Consider the following 16,645-nt stretch of genomic DNA (forward strand, 5'->3'; position numbering starts at 1 on the left):
CAACCTGCTGCGGCACGCGTCAGCGTGCCCGCAGCATCACCGCGGCACGCACGCGCTGCCTGCCGAAGGTGCTCATGCGCTGAAACTCGGTATGGCTTACCGGCAGGTGCTGACAATCCAGGCTTTGCCGCTGGCGGCTGTGATCCACATCCGGATCGTGCAAATAGACGAACTCCTCATCGCAACCGGTCACCACGACCCAGTGAGGCGCCTTGAGCCGGGTCAAGCGGTAGCTGCTGATCAGCACCAGCGGCTTGAAGCCTGCCGACAAGGCCGCTGGCAGGTCCAACGGCGCGCCGATGATCTGCTCGACACCGGTATCTGCAAGGGACATGGCAAAGCCGTCTTCGACCAGTTGCATCACGGCCTTTTTTTCCGGGCTGCGTACCCCATCGAGAAACAGCGAGCCGGCCTGGCTTAGTATCAGGCGCACGGCAAAACCGCGCGTCCAGGCGGCTAGCGCCAGGCCTTGGGGGCTACAACCGCCGTGGCCAGCGGTCATGAATATCGTGGTCGCTTCGCGCCACAACTGGATTTCTTCTGCGCGATTGGGCAAACGCTTGCTGTCAATCGCTGCCATGGCCATCAACAGGCACGCCGCACCACAAGTGAACTCCGTGGTTTGCGGGTAATAGGGCACCTGCCGGGCCGGCGGCGGGGCATGACGCAGGATACGCTTCTCGTAGCGCAGCGCCTGGGCGTGATCCTCATAGTAGTCATCGATCACGGCAAAACGCCGGTAGCCGTTGGCCTCGTAGAGGCTGATGGCCGCAGGGTTGTCCGCACGAACCTCCAGGCGCAACCAGGCGCAATTGCGCGCCAGCGCCGTCGCCTGCGCCTGCTCCAGCAAGCGCTGGCCCAGGCCATGGCCACGAAAGGCCCGCCCCACCGCGATGGAGTACAGGCGCGCCAGCGAGGTGCCGCGGTGAAACAGCAGCAACGCGTAACCGGCCAGTTGCCCGTCCTGCTCGGCAACCACCAGGCTGGCATTGGCACGGCTGAGCATCCAGTGAAAGTTGCGCGGGCTCAGACGATCGAGGGTAAAACACGCCTGCTCAAGCGCGACCAGATGGCTGATATCGGCCATCGATGCAAAGCGAAAATCAAAAGCCATGGCAGCACCGTAATGTTTGAGTAACGAACCGGGACAGGGGGATTAACCCGTGATTTATTGAGGGTCTGTTCACTTCAACTGGGATCGACTACTCATGTCAGCGGTGCAAGCCAACATGGCCGAAGTATTGGACAAATCCGAACGTTGCACAATAACCCTCAGCGAAGAACCTCCCAGTACGCGGCGCGCCGGCAACCGCCTGCTGATCCTGGTGGAGCGCAAGGAAGACTGGGCCAGCTACCTGCCCAGCGAGAGCCTGATGCTCGCCCAGGACTACCTGGAGCACAGCGACGAGGGCGCCGGGAGGACCCAGGTCATCAACCTGTGTCGCAACTACAAGTACCTGGGCCAGGGCTATTACTGTTCGCTGCTGGCCGAAGCGCGCGGGCACAAGGTACTGCCTTCGGTACGCAGCATCAGTGAGCTGTCGCGCAAGGCGCTGTACGGTGTGGGCCTGGATGATCTGGAACGCACCCTCGAAGCTGCGCTGGTCAATCATCCCTACGGCAGTACCGAGGGTTTCACCCTCACCCTGTACTTCGGCAAGACCCTCATCACGCCGTTGCAGGCGCTGGGCCGGCAACTGTTCGAGGCCTTCCCCTGCCCGATCCTGCTGGTGGAGTTTCGCCGCGGCGGGGCCTGGCAGATTGCCGGAATCAAGGCCGGGGCGCTGCACAAGCTGCGCGATGAGCAACAGCATGTGTTTGCCGACGCGCTGGATGCCTTCAACCGCCGCACCTGGCGCCAACCCGCGTCCAAGCGTATTGCCCGCTTCGACCTGGCGATACTTCATGACCCCGGTGAAGCCTTGCCGCCCTCCAATACCCTGGCATTGGAGCGATTCGTCGAAGCGGGCAAAGCGCTGGACATCGACGTCGAACTGATAGAGAAAAAAGACTACGCACGGCTCGCCGAATTCGATGCGCTGTTCATTCGCGAGACCACACGGGTCGATGACCATACCTACCGCTTCGCCAAGAAAGCCGAGAGCGAAGGCCTGGTGGTAATCGATGACCCCTCCTCCATCTTGCGCTGCACCAACAAGGTTTACCTGGCCGACCTGCTCAAGCGCCGCAGCCTGGGCATGCCGGCAACGGAAATCCTCTACAAGGATCGGCCGCAGGAGCTTGAACAGGCGGGACGGCGCCTGGGCTTTCCGCTGGTGCTGAAAATCCCGGACGGCTGTTTCTCCCGTGGGGTGATCAAGGTCGCCGATGCGCAAGCCCTGGCCAGCGCCGCCCAGGAGCTGTTCGAACACTCGGTGCTGCTGCTCGCCCAGGAGTACTGCTACACCGAGTACGACTGGCGCATCGGCGTGCTCAACGGCGAAGCCCTTTACGCCTGCCAGTACTTCATGTCCAAGGGTCATTGGCAAATCTACAACCACAAGGCGCTGGCCGGCGAAGTCAATGGCAAGTGCCGGGCGGTGCCGGTCGAGCAGGCACCGCCTGCAGTGGTCAAGCTTGCACTCGATACCGCGCGTCTGATTGGCGAAGGCCTCTATGGTGTCGACCTCAAGCAGTGCGGCGAGCGGGTGCTGGTCATCGAAGTCAATGACAACCCCAACCTCGACGCTGGCATCGAGGATGCCGTGCTTGGCGATGAACTGTACCGGCGGGTACTGCAGGCCTTCATCCAGCGACTTGAACTCAAGCAACGTGGCCAGGCGTGATGATCGAAACCTATTGCATCCATGAGGGCAAGCTGTGCGAGAGCGCTGAACAGCAGGCGACCGTGTGGCTATGCATAGCACCCGGGGCAAGCGAGCGCCAGGCCCTCAACCAGCGGTTGGGCATCAGCCTGCAAGCACTGGAGTGCTCGCTCGATCCGGATGAAGTGGCGCGCATCGAGATCAAGCCCGATCATCTGTTCCTGGTCTGGAAGCGCCCGGAAAGCTTCGACGGCCGTGCGTTCAACGTGTCGTCGTTTGGTGTGGTGCTGAGCGAGCAGCGGCTGGTGGTGGTGTGCGCAACCAACTCGTTATTGACCAGCCTGCATGGCGGCACGCTGCTGCAGAGTCCGCTGGACGTGCTGATGGCCCTGCTCGATGAAAGCGTGCATCACTACCTGGGCCACTTGCGCGTAGTCAAGCAGGTGGCGCGCGAGATCCAGCAGCAGTTCACCCGGGCGATGGCCCCGGCGCGACTGGTGCAGATGTACAACTTGAGCGAGAGCCTGGTGTACTACGTCAACGCCATCCAGAGCAACGGCGCGGTGCTGCAACTGTTGCGCAGCCACGGTCGGCGCCATGGTTTCAGCTCGGCCCAGCTCGAAACGCTCAATGACCTGATCATCGAGAACGAACAGAGCTACCAGCAGGCGAAAATCCACGCCCAGCTATTCGACAGCCTGATCGAAGCCCGCGCCAACCTGGCCAACAACAGCATGAATCAGGCGCTGCGCAACCTCACCCTGATCAACGTGGTGTTTCTGCCACTGAACCTCATCGCCAGCATCGGTGGCATGTCCGAGTTCAGCATGATGACCTCGGGTGTCCCCTGGTGGCTGGCATTTCCAGGATTGCTGGCGGCCATGGCAGGTCTTGGCGCGGCCATGGCCTACGCACTCAAACGCATGGCTTGAGTCATCTTCCTAGACACTTTTGCAGGAGCACAACTGTGGAAAATTCAGACATCGGCTTGTTCATGCTGGCCCTGATTGCAATCACCGGCGCGCTGATCAGCCTGCTCGAGCATCGCACCAGCAAACCCGAAAACCCTGAAGATCGCCGCCCCGAGTAGGTGGCCACTCTCGATCGCACAGGCTTCTCTTGCGCGTGGGGGCAACGCCGGGAGTGGGCGTTGCCACACGCTGGGTAAATACTCTTTTTCTCCGCCAGGCCATTGATACCCAGTTGCCAGCCGAGCATCATGCGCGCCGAATTGCCCACACAAGGACCGTCCCGTGCATTCTGCCGCACCTACCTACCACACACCCACTCCGGCTACGGCTGCGCCCTACAATGTTTTCAAGCGCATCGGCATGCTGCTCCTGGCGCTGCTCATCACCTGCCTGGCGACCATGGCTATCGTTTTCCAATCCTGGCCTAACTTGCCTACCAACCAGCAGAACATCAATTCCTTGGGCCTGGCCGGCATCGGCCTGATTGGCCTGCTGTACCTGCAACATCGCAAACAGGGCCTGCGCGAAGTGATCATGGGCCAGCAGTTTCTGCGCCCGTACCTGTATGGACTTGGCGCCATCGTGATTATCTACGCCCTTTGTGCCGGATGGATGTCGCTGTTCTACATCCCCCGCGAAAATTTCATGGTGCACTTCTTTGACGGCCTCGCCCCCGGCCAGATCGTCCTGTTGTGCGCGACTCTGATCCTGTTCCCACCGGTTGCCGAAGAATTGGTGTTCCGCCACTACCTGATGCGCCTGGTCCCACTCGACCGCGGAGCGGCCTGGCAATGGGCGGCAATCATAGTGAGCACGATGCTGTTTACGGCCTCGCATATCCAGTACCAGAACTCCGTTACCGGGGTCACCTTGCTGGCCGTCGGCCTGGTGTTTGGTATCAGCCGCGTACTCAGTGGCGGGTTGATCGTGCCGGTACTGTTGCATGCTTCGGCCGAGGTGATTGGGTTGATCTTCAACTACATCCAGATTCCCGGCTGACCCCCACAGCACGATGGAAAAAGGCCGCCTCGCTCAGGCAAGGCGGCCCTGGCTCAAGGCTGCGAATTGACCAACCTCAGCCCAGCCGCACTCCCCTGCACTCGAACCACCGGGTCACAGGCGACAAAATCCTCCTTGCGCAACACCAGCAACGCCAGCAGCGAGACGACCCCGGTGGCCACATAGAAGTACCACGGTGCGGTGATGTCGCCGGTCACCTTGATCAGCCAGGTGGAGATCAGCGGCGCACTGCCGCCGAACGCCGCCACCGGGATGTTGTAGGCCACGGCGATGCCGGTGGAGCGGATGCGGGTCGGCAGCAGTTCGCTCATCAGCGCGTAGGTCGAGGATGCGTAGAGCCCGAACAGGATCGCCACGGCCATCAGCGGCCAGATCAAGGTGGCCGGGGTGGCGCCGGGCGCGGCCTTGAAGAACCAGTACATGGCCATTGTCGCCAGGGTGCCGATCACCATCAGGAACGGCTTGCGCCCGTAGCGATCGGTGAAGGCCCCGCCCAGGGGCATGACCAGCGCCGCCGAGAGGCTGGCGACGAATACGTAGAGCAGGGTGGTGCCGCTGTCGAACTTGAGGGTGTTGGCCATATAGGTCGAGGCGAAGGTCAGCACCAGGTAGAAGATCGAGCTGTGCAGGGTGATGATGAAAAACACCAGGGCAATCGGGCGCTTCCACTGCCAGACTTCACGCAGCGGCGCCTTGGAGGTTTCCCCGGCCTCGACCAGAGCCAGGAACTCCGGGCTGTCTTCCAGCTTCAAGCGGATGTACAGCGAGATAAAGCCCAGCGGCCCTGCGATCAGAAACGGAATCCGCCAGCCCCAGTCCTGCATCAGCTCGGCGCCCAGCGCCCAGGTCATGCCGTTGGCCACGACGCCGCCCAGGACTAGGCCGAGCACCGCGGTGACCATCAGCCAGCAGGTGGCAAAACCCCGACGTCCGGGGCCAGCGTACTCGGCAATGAAACTGGTGATGGTGCCGATCTCGCCACCGGCAGAGAACCCCTGCACACAGCGGATCAGCACCAGCAGCACTGGTGCGGCGATGCCGATGCTGGCGTAGGTCGGCAACAGGCCCAGCAAAAAGGTCGAGCCGGCCATCATCATCAGCACGGTAATCAGGGTTTTGCGTCGGCCGATCTTGTCGGCCAGGGGGCCGAAGAACAGGCCGCCCAGGGGCCGGATGAAGAAGCTCAGGGCAAAGGCGGCAAAGCTTGCCAGCAGGCTGCTGGTGGGGTCGTCGGAGACGAAGAAGGCCTTGCCGATGTACAGGGCCAGAAAACCGTAGACGCCATAGTCGTACCACTCGATCAAGTGGCCGGAAGTGGCGCCGATAAAGGCCCGGCGCCGCTGGCGCTGGGAATTGGAAGATGACACGCCCATAGTGGGGACTCCTGTCGTAGTGCTATCCATGAAATGCCGTGCTTCAGAGGTTGCCCAAGGGCTCCGTGGGGGCCTGCAACCACTGGCGCAAGCGGGTCTTGAGGATTTTGCCATAGCTGTTCTTCGGCAGCTCAGGGCAAAACAGGTATTTTTTCGGTTTTTTGAACGAGGCCATGCGTGCCACAAACCACTGATTGAGTGCCGGGGCATCGAGGCTGTGAGGCGTGCGCAAGACCACGAAGGCCACCACCGACTCGCCCCACAGGGCGTCGGCCTCACCCACCACGCACACTTCGAATACCTCGGGGTGCTGCATCAGCACTTCCTCGACTTCGCGCGGGTAGATGTTGCTGCCACCGGAGATGATCACATCCTTGCAGCGATCGGTCAGGGTCAGGTAGCCCTGCTCGTCCAGCACGCCGATATCGCCCGTGAGCAACCAGCCGTTGACCAGTGCCTCGCCGGTGGCGTGCGGATTATCCCAGTACCCCTGCATCACCGTGGCCCCGCGCACGGCAATCTGCCCAGGCTCGCCCGGGGCCAGGGGCTGGCCCGCAGGATCCAGTACGCGCACCTCGACGCAAGAATGGGCACGCCCGACAGAAGCGGCGATGCGCGGCCAATCGGCGTGCCCGCGGTCAGCGATAACCTCCCGGGACAGCGCGCTGATGGTCATCGGGCATTCGCCCTGGCCATAAATCTGCACCAGGCGCGGGCCGAAGGTGTCCAGGGCCTGGGCGAGGTCCGCCAGGTACATCGGCCCGCCGCCGTAGACGATGGTCTTGATCCCTTCGCCGTCATAACCCAGGTGCCGGGCCTGGTCGACCATGCGCTTGACCATGGTCGGTGCGGCGAACAGGCTGAGCTGGCGCAACTCCCGGGCCAGCTCGAACAATTCCGCCGGCTCGAACCCCCGGGACGCCGGCACCACGTGACGGGCGCCACAGCGCACATGGATGAAGTTGTAGAGGCCGGCACCATGGGACATCGGCGCGGCATACACCACCGCGTCATCAGCGGCCACGGGGTCGACGTCTAGCGGATAGCACAAGGACATGGCGAGCAGGTTGCCATGGGACAGCATCACGCCCTTGGAACGCCCGGTGGTGCCCGAGGTGTAGAACAGCCAGGCAAGATCGGTGTCCGTCTGCGGATGCGGCTCCAGCAGCTCATCACCTGCCTCAGGGGCTGACACAGCCAGGTCGGGCACAGCCAGTTCGCGACAGTCGGCGGGCAAGTCGATACCGGCAAAGACCCGGCCGTCATCGGTGTAGACCAACCGCGCCCCGGCGTTACCAGCAATCCAGGCCGCCTCCTGTGGGTGCAGCTTGCTGTTGATCGGCACCGCCACCGCCCCGCTCCACCAGATGGCATAGAGCAGCTCGAGATAGGCGCAGCTGTTTTTCATCAGCAGCGCCACCCGCTCGCCCGCCACGATGCCGTGCTCGTGGCGCAATTGCAGGGCGCGGGCCCGGGCCCGGGCAGCGAAGGCCTGGTAGTCGGCGACCTGCCGGCGCCCCTCGAAGAGCGCTGCGCGATGCGGCCAGCGCTGGGCCGCATCGCGCAACCAATGAGCGATGTTCATCCTCAGACCTTGATTGCTTGCAGGACGCTTGCGTAGTTGGCCACGGCCATGCCGCCCATGTTGAATAGCAAGCCGAACTCGGCGCCGGGCACACCCAGACCGATGGGCTTGCCGGTCAGTTGGGCGAAGCCCAGGGCATGCATCGAGACCCCGGTGGCGCCCACCGGATGGCCCTTGGCCTTGAGCCCGCCGGACAGGTTCACTGGCAGGCGGCCGCCCTGGCGTACAATACCCTCGTCGATAGCCCGGTGCCCTTCGCCCCTGGGGGTCAGGCCCATGGCTTCGTAGATCAGCAGTTCGGCGATGGTGAAGCAGTCGTGGACCTCGGCAAAACTCAGATCGCCCAAGGTCACCCCAGCCTCGCGCAAAGCGCCCTGGATCGCCCGTTGCGGCCCTTCGAAGGCCAGCACGTCGCGGCGCGACAGCGGCAGGAAGTCGTTGACCTGGGTCATGGCGCGGATCGCCACCTGGCGCCGCATGGCGCGGGCGCGCTGCGGCGAGGCGAGGATGATCGCCGCGGCACCGTCACTGATCAGCGAGCAGTCGGTCAGCCGCAGGGGCGGTGCGATCAGCGGGTTGCCCTGGGATATGTTGTTGCAGTGTTCAAAGTCCATCACCCGGTGCATCTGCGCCAGGGGGTTGGCCATGGCATTGGCGTGGTTCTTCACCGCGATCGCGGCCATCGAAGCCAGCGGGCTGTGGTAGCGCTCGGTGTACTGCTGCGCCACCTGGCCAAACAGCTGGGCGAAACTCAGGCCTGCCTCCTGCAGCGCATTCTGGTAGCCGGCGCCGGAGAGGGCACGGGTGACTTCAACGGTGCTGTTGCCGGTCATTTTTTCCGCGCCGACCACCAGTACCAGTTCGGCGGCACCGCTACGGATCGCGTTGATCCCGGCCTGAATCGCCGCAGAGCCCGAGGCGCAGGCGTTCTCGCAGCGGGTAGCGGGTTTGAAGCGCAGTTGCGGGTCGGCCTGGAGCATCAGCGAAGCGGGAAAGCCATCGGCCACCAGGCCCGAGTTGAAGTGCCCGAGAAACAGCGCGTCGATCTCGGCGGCATCGATCGCCGCGTCCGCCAGGGCCTCGCGGGTAACCTTGACGATCAGGTCCTCAAGGTTCAAGCCGTCCAGGCGACCAAAAGGGCTGTGAGCAGCAGCAACGATGGATACGGAATCATGAGTCATTGTGATTTTCTTCTGTCCTTGAAGCGCGTATTCCCTACAATGATTCATCGCCCGAATCACACGCTAGTTGGGGCAACTACGTACGTCAGTAAGTAGTAGCTCAGCAGGGCGCGCCGATAAACCCTAGGCAGGATGCCTGATGAGCGAACACCCCCAGCCCTTCCAGGACCTCGAGCGCCTGGCCTTCCAGGTTTCCCCCGCGCCGCAGTTGATTACCGGGCACCGACGGATGCTCGACTGCAACCAGGCCTTCGTCCGCCTGTTTGGCTACCCGCGCGAGCACCTGCAGGGCCACCTGACCCTGCTGCTGTACCCCTCCCATGCCGATTACCAGAGCATCGGCGATCGCAGCGAACACTGGCTGCGCAACGGCCCCGGCGCCTTTTACTCGGACGAGCGCTTCATGCAGCATCGCAACGGCGAGGTGTTCTGGGCCCGGGCCCATGGTTTTTCCCTGACGGAGGAAGATCCGTTCAAGCTGATGGTCTGGCATTTCGAGCGCCTGGACCGCCAGCCAGCGCCGACCATTCAGCTGACCCCGCGCGAACGGGAGATTTCGCTGCATATCGTCAATGGCCTGACCTGCAAGGAGGTGGCCCGCAAGCTGGGCATTTCCCACCGCACCGTGGAAGTCCACCGCTCGCGGCTGATGAAGAAGCTTCAGGCCAAGAACAGCGCCGAGTTGGTGTCGAAGATCATTTTCATCAGTTGAGTGCCTGCGTAGGTCAGGTAAACTCGCGCGTTTTTCGACCAAGAGCTTTTCTGCATGGATGCCCGTTTCCCGCTTTTATTGGCCCTTTCGCTCGCGCTTGCGGCCTGCAGCACCCCGCCCAAGCCGCAAACACCAGCCAATCCGCAACCACCGGCCAAGCACCCTGCCCTTGAAGTGTTCGAGCAAGTGATCCGCGAACCGGCCGCACCCGACTCGATCATCCGCCAAGGTGACAAGGTCACCTACATGGTCAGCCCCTCCGCGAGCAACCTCTGGGTCGTCCGCTTTGACGCCTTCTGCAACCAGCCCGGCGGCAGCATGTTCTATCCAACCAAACGGGGCATGCAGGCGTATTCTGACAACCACAATTCCAGCAGCCTTCCGCAGCCACAGTTACAGGTGTTGCAGCACAGCGAACAACTTAGAAATGCCTGCGCCTATCGCGCCGTGCCGGACTGGCGAGCGCTAGACACCGCGCCAGGTGAAGACTGGCTGGTGTGGGACCGCAACAGCGCCGTTCACGAAGATGGCGTGCTCAAGATCTGGACGGGCGTTCAACTTGCCCACTATCAAGCTGCCGGACGGTACAGCCAGATTGCACAACTGCATGAGCGCCTGGCGATCGACTGCAAGCAGCGCACCTTCAAGCCATTGAGCGACTTCAAGGTGGACGACAATGGTCGGGTGCACAACGGCAAGATCAATTTGAACCTCCCTATGACACCGCTGACGCAGGCAGGCAGCAGACAGCAACGCCTGATCGAGTCTGCCTGCCAGCCCGTTGCCGCCTGGGCGCAGATGGCCAAGCCCCCTGCGCGCGCACCACTGCCGCCGCAGCTCGACACACCTAAGACGGTGCCCGCCGTGCTGGCTGCAATCGATGCCCTGCAACTGCCCGAACCGCGCTTGACCCTGCAGGCGTTGCACTACCGCTACGACACCTTGGCCTTCAACAGAATGAAGATTACCGGCGTGCAGCGCAAAGACATCTTCACCCGTGACCCGCAGAGCGGTCAGCTGTTGCAGCAGCCGGTGGATTCGGTGCTGGGCACCAATCTGCTGCTGACCTTCCGCGGCCTGATCGACCTGGCCAACCGTTCGTTTGATCGCGACAACGGCAACCAGGTGGAAGACTCCTTGCGCGTCATCGGCTTGAGCTTCACAGGAGACTGGCAACGCCTGCCCGAACAAAGCGAAGTGGCTTACGACCTGGTCCAGGCCACCGCCACGGGGCCTTTCACCACCACCGTCACCTGCAAGGTCGGCGTCGCGCTGCCAGCCAGTCAGATAAACCCAGCCTTGCAAGGCATGGCCAAGCCACTGACCTGCTCTAAACTCAAAACGGCTGTTGTGCAATGGACCCACAGCTACAACTACCTCGAAGACTACGGAGTGTTTGCGCAGGCGGCAGAGAACGGCCCGCTGGGGATCTGGACATGGCGAGTGGAGTCGGTTCGCCAGGACAGTCGGTAGGGGTTGTTGCCCCCGCATTTGCGCGAAGAACCTATAATTGCGTACACCGGGCAAACCCGGGTACAGCCTTCTTCGGCAATCCGGACAGCCCCCGACATGAACAGCACTGCCCTCACCGCCTGCCTGCTCGCACTCTGCCTGGCGCTGTCGGGCGGTTGTTCGAGCAAACCCAAGGCACGCTACCTGGCTGCCAACGCCGGTTCCAACTGCCACGCCAAAGCCGTCCCCAGTGTCGGCGAAGGCGGCCTGGCCTGGGGCGCGACTTTGCAGATCGCCCGGCAGAAGTCCATGAACAACTGCATCCGCTATGCCGGTCGTTCCGGCGGCCTGCCCGATACCTGCAAAGTGGTTCTGGCCGAGTGCAAACGCTAGCTTTGCTGTAATCCATTCGCTGTATATTTTTATATATAGCGTTGTCAATTTGCGCACCTGGCTCTAGTATCCGTGGCGTTCTGCCATTGCGCGTGCCCGCTCGTTCCATTCGATCTGACGGCCCCGGGGAGGGAGTTGTCGGTTGTTTTGCGTCACGCTCTATATAAAAAAATATATAACGATAACGACAAAGGAGCGCCATGACGCCGTTCGCCCACCGCACCCTGCTGCTATCCCTGGCAGCCATCAGCGCCCAGGCCGCTGTGGCAGAGCAGAAAAACACCTTCAGCCTCGGTGAAATCCAGATATCGGCCCCACAAGATGAAACCCTGGCCACCGGCAGCAGCGTCGTCGAGCTCGAAGACATGCGCCTGCATGATCGCGAGACCGTCGACAAAGCCCTGGCCCTGGCACCCGGCGTGAACCTCGCTTACATGGGCGGGCGCGCCGAGCAGGTGGTGTATGTGCGCGGTTTCGACCGTCTACAGGTACCGGTGTACATCGACGGCATCCCCACCTACGTGCCCTATGACGGCAATATCGACCTGGGCCGTTTCACCACCTATGACCTGTCGCGCATCGAGGTGGCCAAGGGCTTTGCCTCGTTGCTGTACGGCCCCAACACCCTGGGTGGGGCGATCAACCTGATTACCCGGCGACCTGCCGAAGTGTTCGAAGGTGAAGTGGGCGGCGGCCTGGAACTGACCGACCATGGCAACGTCAACGCCTATCGCAGCTATGCCAACCTCGGTTCCAACCAAGGCAGTTGGTGGATGCAGGGCGGTGTGTCCTATGTCGACTATGACTACACGATGCTGCCGGACGACTTCGAGCCAACCAACAACCAGCAAGGCAAGGGCCGCCGCGAGAACAGCGACAAGCGCGATGGCAAGTTCAGCTACAAGCTGGGTTTCACCCCCAACGATACCGACGAATACGTGCTTGGCTATGTCCAGCAGGAAGGCCGCAAGGGCCAGCCGCCCTACGCCGGCGATCTGCCTGCCACTGGCCAGCGCAAGCGCTGGTGGGAATGGCCGAAATGGGACAAGACCAGCCTGTTTCTGGCCACCAATACCCGCTTCGGCGAGCACGGCCTGAAGACCCGGGTTTACCACGATACCTTCAAGAACTCGCTGGAAAGCTTCGTCTACAACAACGGCATCCACGGTGCCATGCAGCCTGGTTTTCCGAGCAAGTACGATGATGAGTCCAGCGGCTTCTCAGTCGAAGGCGACCTGGCCCTGAGCGAAGGTAATCGCCTGGGCATCGCCTATCACTTCAAGGAGGACGTGCACCGCTCGCGCGATGGTAGCGACCCGCAAACGCACTTTCGCGACCAGACCCAGTCCATCGCCCTGGAAGACACCCTGCGCCTGAACGACATCTTCAGCGTGGTCGGCGGCGTCTCCTACAACTACCGCAAAAGCCTTGAAGCCGAGAACTTCGGCACCAATGCCGCCTCGCCCAGGGTCAAGACCCTGTATGACGAGCCCACCGGCAGCGATGATGCAGTCAACAGCCAGCTGGGCCTGTTCATCAACACCGGCCCGCTGCTGGACATCGACCACAATGGCCAGGTGCGCCTGACCGTCGCGCGCAAGAGCCGTTTCGCGACCATCAAGGACCGTTACTCGACCCGCTTTGGCACCGTGATCCCCAGCCCAGACCTCAAGTCCGAACGGGCTACCCACTACGAGCTGGGCTACAGCGGCGCGATCAACCGACAATGGACCCTGGACACGGCGCTGTTCGTCAGCAACATCGAAGACTCCATCCAGCAAGTCACGGTTGCCCCGGTAGCCGGTTGCGCGGCGCCGTGCGGCCAGTAGCAGAACATTGCCAAGGCACGTAACCAGGGCGTCGAACTGGGCCTGCGCGGTGACCTGGGCAACTGGGAACTCAGCAGCAGCTACACCTACCTGGACCGTGAAAGCCGCAGCAACCCCGCGCTGCGCCCGATCGACACACCGCGCCACAACCTGTTCGCCGCAGCCAGCCTGAACCTCGACGCCTGGCGCCACACCGCCAGCATGGAAGCCGCATCGCGGCGCTATAACCTCTCCGATGGCAGCCAGATGAGCGCCGGCTACGCGGTGTACAACCTCAAGAGCGGCTACCGCTTCAGTAACGACGTGCGCATCGAGGCAGGCGTGCGCAACCTGTTCGATCGCCTTTATGAATACAGCGAGGGGTATCCGGAAATGGGCCGCAGTTACTTTGTACAATTCAATGTACCGCTGTAAGGCCTGGCTGCTGGCCCTGGCGCTGGGCGCGGCCAGTGTCCAGGCGGCAGCGCCGCAGCCGGTGGTGGTGCTGACCAGCTACCCGCAAGAGATGATGACGCGCTTCGAAGAGGCGTTCGAGCGCGCCAACCCGCAGTACCGCCTGCAGATCCTCTGGCGCCAGGGCTTCGATGCCCTGCCCTATCTGCGTCAAGTTGACCAGGGCGGGGTCGATGTCTACTGGGCGCCGTCACCGAGCAACTTCCAGCGTTTGGCCCAGGACGCCGGCTGGCAGCCGCTGGGTGTCGACCTAGACGGTTTGCCGCCGCACATTGGCGGTATTGCCCTACGCGACCACGATGCGCGCTACCAGGCCACGGAGCTTGCCGGTTACGGCTTTGCCATCAATCCGGATGAATTGACCAAGCTCGGTATGCCTGCCCCGCAAGACTGGCCGGATCTGCTCGATGCCCGCCTGCGCGGGCGCATCGCCCTGCCGGACCCTGCGCGGGTCGGCTTTGCCCCGGTATTGCTGGACATCGTCCTGCAGGCCTACGGTTGGGACAAAGGCTGGGCGCTGTGGAGCGAGATCGCCGGGCAATCACGGCTGGTCGAGCGCGGTGGCACCCTGGTCAGCGACGAGGTGGTCAGCGGGCGCTCAGCAGTGGGTGTGTCGATCGACTTCTTCGTCGCCTCGGCAGTGAGTAACGGCGAAGCAGTCGAATTCGTCTACCCCGCCCATGGCGGCCTTAACCCGGCGCACATCGCCATCCCCCGCCAGGCCGGGCAGGTGGAGGGCGCGCGGGCTTTCGTGCGCTTCGTGTTGTCACCTGAAGGGCAAACCCTGCTGGCCGATCCGGACATTCGCAAACTGCCGGTACGCCCGGCCGTCTATACCAATCTGCCAGCGGGCTATCACGACCCCTTTGCCGCTGCACGCCAGGGCGCCTATGCCTACGCCAATGACAGTTCACGCGAGCGCCTGGCGCTGATCACTTCAGTGTTCGATCAGTGGCTTGGCCAGCCCCATGAACGCCTCCGCGCGTTGTGGGCGCGGGTTCACGCCGGTGAAGCCCAGGGCCGTGACCTGACGACCGTGCGCGAATGCCTCAGCGTTGCGCCCATCGATGAGCAGCACGCTGCGTCGGCCTCGCTGCTGGCGCTGTTTGGCCAGCGTCAGGACCAGGGCATGCTGCGCCAACCGGTCAGCGACCAGGACGCCCTGGGCCGCACCGAAATTGCCTGGCAGTTCCATAGCGCCAGGCAACAGGCGCAAGCCGAGCGCCTGCTTGCGGACATGGGCCTGTGAAGCGTGCTATGGGGATGCTGCTCGGCGTGCTGCTGAGTCAGCCCGCCAGCGCCGCCGTCACCCGCGAAGCCTTTTCCCAGCCCTTGCCGGGGCTGGTCGGGCCTGAGCAACTTGAGCGCTTCTTCCACGGCCGCAGCCTGTTTCGTCAGGCTTGGGTGGTCGCGCCCTCAAGGGACGCAGCGTTCGATGGCCTGGGGCCGCTGTACAACCGCATCAGTTGCATTGCCTGCCACCCCAAGAACGGTCGCGGGCAGGCACCTGCCAGTCAACACGAACCACTGCGCACCCTGCTGGTCCGGCTGTCGCTGCCCGGACGCGATGGCCATGGCGGGCCGCTGCCGCATCCTGCCTATGGTGATCAGCTCAACGAATCGGGCATTCCCGGTGTGGCGGGTGAAGGCCAGCCACATATCCGCTGGCAAGAGCAGTTTGTGACCTTGGCCGATGGTCAGCGGGTCGGCCTGCGCTCGCCACAGTTGAGCTTCAGCGAGCTCGCCTATGGCCCGTTGGGTGACGTACGCACTTCGATGCGGGTCGGCTCAGTGGTGTTTGGCCTGGGCCTGCTCGAAGCCATCGACGCCAGCACCCTGCAAGCGCTGGCCGACGTACCCAAGCCTGATGGGGTCAAAGGCCGCGTCAACCGGGTGTGGAGCGTCGAGCGCCAGCGCCTTGAGCCTGGGCGATTTGGTCTGAAGTCAAACCAGCCGGACCTGCGTCAGCAGGTTGCCAGCGCCATGCACGGCGACCTTGGCATTACCTCGCCGCTGTATCCCGAACAGAACTGCACGGCGTTGCAAACAGCCTGTCGCCAGGCGGAAAGTGGCGGTGAACCGGAGCTCGATACCCAGCAGTTGGGCGACCTGCATTTCTACCTGGCGCACCTGGCGCCACCGCCGCGACGTGACCGGGACAAACCCCAGGTGCAGCGTGGCGAGCGGCTATTCACCGAAGCCGGATGCGCGCAGTGCCACCGCCCGCGCCTGACAACCGGCCAGCATCCGCTGTACCCGCTGTTGTCAGCGCGGCAGATCGAGCCCTACAGCGACCTGTTGCTGCATAACATGGGACCGGGCCTGGCCGATGGCCGTGACGACTATCTGGCCGATGGCCGCGAGTGGCGTACCCCGCCACTGTGGGGCCTGGGGCTGCTCGAGCAGATCAACCCCGGCGCCGGTTACCTGCATGATGGCCGGGCCCGTACGCTTGAGGAGGCGGTGTTGTGGCATGGCGGTGAAGGGGCGGTGGCGCGGGAGCGTTTCAAAGCCCTGGAGGCCAATGATCGTTGGGCGTTGCGGGCGTTTTTACAGTCGCTGTAATCCCAATCGCGGGGCAAGCCCGCTTGTATGGTAAGACTTGAAGGGGTGGTGGGACTAAATGCCCGATTCTGACTGTTCACAGCAGTACAGACCGTGGGAGACATCGCCCCACCCCTTCCACCAAAGCGCCGATAAAGAATGCATCGTTTTCAAGCGACGATAGAAGCAAGCCAGCGCCTCTTGGTGAAACCCCTTCAAGCCGAAAAAACCATAACCTCAGGAGCCGTCCATGGCAATGCGGGTAGATAAGTTGATCGTGGGCGTGGATGTTGCCAAAGCTGAGCTGGTTGTTCATCACGATGACCGTGATGAGCTCATCAGACTGAAAAATTCCAAACTTGAAATC

15 protein-coding genes and 1 pseudogene are annotated in these 16,645 nt (G+C 62.8%); 12 read left to right on the forward strand and 4 right to left on the reverse strand.

What is annotated here, in order from left to right:
- Positions 1-19: 19 nt before the first annotated feature.
- Positions 20-1,114 (reverse strand): GNAT family N-acetyltransferase/peptidase C39 family protein, encoded by a 1,095-nt coding sequence (locus M5G17_RS16225; RefSeq protein WP_273893924.1) that lies wholly within the window; start codon positions 1,112-1,114, stop codon positions 20-22.
- Positions 1,115-1,208: 94 nt separating this feature from the next.
- On the opposite strand from M5G17_RS16225, the gene M5G17_RS16230 reads away from it, so the two are divergent.
- The 4 genes from M5G17_RS16230 (at position 1,209) to M5G17_RS16245 (ending at position 4,735) form a co-directional block, all read left to right on the forward strand.
- Positions 1,209-2,786, forward strand: coding sequence for a RimK family protein (locus tag M5G17_RS16230; protein ID WP_273893926.1), 1,578 nt, complete (start codon positions 1,209-1,211; stop codon positions 2,784-2,786).
- Positions 2,786-3,697 (forward strand): magnesium transporter CorA family protein, encoded by a 912-nt coding sequence (locus tag M5G17_RS16235; RefSeq protein WP_273893927.1) that lies wholly within the window; start codon positions 2,786-2,788, stop codon positions 3,695-3,697. The genes M5G17_RS16230 and M5G17_RS16235 overlap by 1 nt, the downstream gene beginning before the upstream one ends.
- A gap of 35 nt (positions 3,698-3,732) precedes the next feature.
- Positions 3,733-3,855, forward strand: a complete 123-nt coding sequence (locus tag M5G17_RS16240) for a hypothetical protein (RefSeq protein ID WP_273893928.1) — start codon at positions 3,733-3,735, stop codon at positions 3,853-3,855.
- 163 nt (positions 3,856-4,018) lie between these two features.
- Positions 4,019-4,735 carry a CPBP family intramembrane glutamic endopeptidase gene (locus M5G17_RS16245; protein ID WP_273893930.1) on the forward strand — a complete coding sequence of 239 codons (717 nt, stop codon included), beginning with the start codon at positions 4,019-4,021 and terminating at the stop codon, positions 4,733-4,735.
- 53 nt (positions 4,736-4,788) lie between these two features.
- On the opposite strand, the gene M5G17_RS16250 is transcribed toward M5G17_RS16245, so the two are convergent.
- The 3 genes from M5G17_RS16250 to M5G17_RS16260 are packed head-to-tail and all read right to left on the reverse strand — an operon-like array spanning position 4,789 to position 8,895.
- Positions 4,789-6,129: an MFS transporter gene (locus M5G17_RS16250; RefSeq protein ID WP_273893931.1), complete on the reverse strand. Its 1,341-nt coding sequence runs from the start codon at positions 6,127-6,129 to the stop codon at positions 4,789-4,791.
- Positions 6,130-6,172: 43 nt separating this feature from the next.
- Positions 6,173-7,714 (reverse strand): class I adenylate-forming enzyme family protein, encoded by a 1,542-nt coding sequence (locus M5G17_RS16255; RefSeq protein ID WP_273893932.1) that lies wholly within the window; start codon positions 7,712-7,714, stop codon positions 6,173-6,175.
- Positions 7,715-7,716: 2 nt separating this feature from the next.
- The gene (locus M5G17_RS16260; RefSeq protein WP_273893933.1) at positions 7,717-8,895 is read right to left on the reverse strand and encodes an acetyl-CoA acetyltransferase; all 1,179 of its coding nucleotides are present in this window, start codon (positions 8,893-8,895) and stop codon (positions 7,717-7,719) included.
- Positions 8,896-9,034: 139 nt separating this feature from the next.
- Between M5G17_RS16260 and M5G17_RS16265 the strand changes: the two genes are divergently transcribed.
- The 8 genes and pseudogenes from M5G17_RS16265 to M5G17_RS27815 form a co-directional block, all read left to right on the forward strand.
- On the forward strand, positions 9,035-9,607 hold the full coding sequence (locus M5G17_RS16265) for a LuxR C-terminal-related transcriptional regulator (RefSeq protein WP_273893934.1): 573 nt from the start codon (positions 9,035-9,037) through the stop codon (positions 9,605-9,607).
- Between the two features lie 54 nt (positions 9,608-9,661).
- Positions 9,662-11,080 carry a hypothetical protein gene (locus M5G17_RS16270; RefSeq protein ID WP_273893935.1) on the forward strand — a complete coding sequence of 473 codons (1,419 nt, stop codon included), beginning with the start codon at positions 9,662-9,664 and terminating at the stop codon, positions 11,078-11,080.
- Between the two features lie 96 nt (positions 11,081-11,176).
- Positions 11,177-11,452, forward strand: a complete 276-nt coding sequence (locus M5G17_RS16275) for a hypothetical protein (protein WP_273893936.1) — start codon at positions 11,177-11,179, stop codon at positions 11,450-11,452.
- A gap of 200 nt (positions 11,453-11,652) precedes the next feature.
- Positions 11,653-13,281 carry a TonB-dependent receptor plug domain-containing protein gene (locus tag M5G17_RS16280; RefSeq protein ID WP_273893937.1) on the forward strand — a complete coding sequence of 543 codons (1,629 nt, stop codon included), beginning with the start codon at positions 11,653-11,655 and terminating at the stop codon, positions 13,279-13,281.
- Positions 13,282-13,287: 6 nt separating this feature from the next.
- On the forward strand, positions 13,288-13,695 hold the full coding sequence (locus M5G17_RS16285) for a TonB-dependent receptor domain-containing protein (protein ID WP_337993343.1): 408 nt from the start codon (positions 13,288-13,290) through the stop codon (positions 13,693-13,695).
- Positions 13,682-14,983 (forward strand): ABC transporter substrate-binding protein, encoded by a 1,302-nt coding sequence (locus M5G17_RS16290; protein ID WP_273893938.1) that lies wholly within the window; start codon positions 13,682-13,684, stop codon positions 14,981-14,983. The genes M5G17_RS16285 and M5G17_RS16290 overlap by 14 nt, the downstream gene beginning before the upstream one ends.
- The gene (locus M5G17_RS16295; RefSeq protein ID WP_273893940.1) at positions 14,980-16,299 is read left to right on the forward strand and encodes a di-heme oxidoreductase family protein; all 1,320 of its coding nucleotides are present in this window, start codon (positions 14,980-14,982) and stop codon (positions 16,297-16,299) included. The genes M5G17_RS16290 and M5G17_RS16295 overlap by 4 nt, the downstream gene beginning before the upstream one ends.
- A gap of 229 nt (positions 16,300-16,528) precedes the next feature.
- Positions 16,529-16,645, forward strand: a pseudogene (locus tag M5G17_RS27815) (IS110 family transposase); the annotation flags it as partial.

Source organism: Pseudomonas rubra (assembly GCF_028656935.1).
In the GTDB taxonomy this organism is placed as follows: Bacteria; Pseudomonadota; Gammaproteobacteria; order Pseudomonadales; family Pseudomonadaceae; genus Aquipseudomonas; species Aquipseudomonas rubra.

Bases quoted from the DNA above. Each gene is read 5' to 3' on its own strand.
- M5G17_RS16225 (WP_273893924.1), bottom strand. From the start codon at position 1,114: ATGGCTTTTGATTTTCGCTTTGCATCGATGGCCGATATCAGCCATCTG.
- M5G17_RS16230 (WP_273893926.1), top strand. From the start codon at position 1,209: ATGTCAGCGGTGCAAGCCAACATGGCCGAAGTATTGGACAAATCCGAA.
- M5G17_RS16235 (WP_273893927.1), top strand. From the start codon at position 2,786: ATGATCGAAACCTATTGCATCCATGAGGGCAAGCTGTGCGAGAGCGCT.
- M5G17_RS16250 (WP_273893931.1), bottom strand. From the start codon at position 6,129: ATGGGCGTGTCATCTTCCAATTCCCAGCGCCAGCGGCGCCGGGCCTTT.
- M5G17_RS16255 (WP_273893932.1), bottom strand. From the start codon at position 7,714: ATGAACATCGCTCATTGGTTGCGCGATGCGGCCCAGCGCTGGCCGCAT.
- M5G17_RS16260 (WP_273893933.1), bottom strand. From the start codon at position 8,895: ATGACTCATGATTCCGTATCCATCGTTGCTGCTGCTCACAGCCCTTTT.
- M5G17_RS16265 (WP_273893934.1), top strand. From the start codon at position 9,035: ATGAGCGAACACCCCCAGCCCTTCCAGGACCTCGAGCGCCTGGCCTTC.
- M5G17_RS16270 (WP_273893935.1), top strand. From the start codon at position 9,662: ATGGATGCCCGTTTCCCGCTTTTATTGGCCCTTTCGCTCGCGCTTGCG.
- M5G17_RS16275 (WP_273893936.1), top strand. From the start codon at position 11,177: ATGAACAGCACTGCCCTCACCGCCTGCCTGCTCGCACTCTGCCTGGCG.
- M5G17_RS16280 (WP_273893937.1), top strand. From the start codon at position 11,653: ATGACGCCGTTCGCCCACCGCACCCTGCTGCTATCCCTGGCAGCCATC.
- M5G17_RS16290 (WP_273893938.1), top strand. From the start codon at position 13,682: ATGTACCGCTGTAAGGCCTGGCTGCTGGCCCTGGCGCTGGGCGCGGCC.